The sequence below is a fragment of the Pseudomonas sp. P4_C3 genome, assembly GCF_056402075.1.
In genome coordinates this window covers 1-865 of the sequence record NZ_JBFUIC010000709.1, presented here as the reverse complement: position 1 = coordinate 865, position 865 = coordinate 1, and the positions used below count along the sequence as shown (strand labels likewise).

The following is an 865-nucleotide window of genomic DNA, read 5'->3' as shown; positions in this document are numbered from 1 at the left end:
GTTCAAGGCCCTGGCCCAGGAACCGCCGCTCTCGGATGCCCAGCCCGGTCTGCACTTGACCATCAAGGCTGACCGTCTGGGTTCGCTGAACCGTGGCAGTCCGGTGTTCTACAAACAGATCAAAGTGGGGCAGATCAAAAGCTATGTGTTGTCCGAGGACCAGAACACCGTCGAGCTCAAGGTTTTCATTGAGCCGACTTACGCAAAACTGGTGCGCAAACACACACGTTTCTGGAACGCCAGCGGCATCAGCATCGACGCCAATCTGTCGGGGGTGAAGGTTCGCAGCGAGTCCCTGGCCAGCATCGTCGCCGGCGGTATTGCGTTCGCTACCCCGGAAAACCGCAAGGACAGCCCGCCTACCGACCCGAGCCTGCCGTTCAGACTCTATGAGGACTTCGATGCAGCGGCGGCCGGTATCCGGGTCAAGGTCAAGCTCAGCGACTTCGAAGGCTTGCAGGCCGGTCGTACGCCGGTGATGTACAAAGGCATTCAGGTCGGCAATCTCAAGGCGCTGAAGGTCGATCCTGACCTGTCCGGGGCCACCGCCGAATTGACGATGGACCCATTGGCCGAAGATTACCTGGTCGAAGGCACCCAATTCTGGGTGGTCAAACCGTCGATTTCCCTGGCGGGGATTACCGGTCTCGAGGCGTTGGTCAAAGGCAACTACATCGCTGTGCGGCCTGGCGACAAGGGTTCGGCGCCACAACGGGAGTTTGCGGCACGGGCCAAGGCGCCGCCGCTGGATCTGCGCGCACCTGGCCTGCATTTGGTGTTGTTCACGGAAAATCTCGGCTCGCTGGAAGTCGGCAGCCCGGTACTCTACAAGCAGGTCAAAGTCGGCTCCGTACAGAGCTATCAG

The 865-nt window shown here is 60.2% G+C and carries 1 protein-coding gene; it reads left to right on the top strand.

Annotated features, from left to right (window positions below):
• On the top strand, positions 1 to 865 hold an 865-nt coding region (locus AC1DVH_RS31955; protein ID WP_477757146.1), incomplete at both ends, for an MlaD family protein.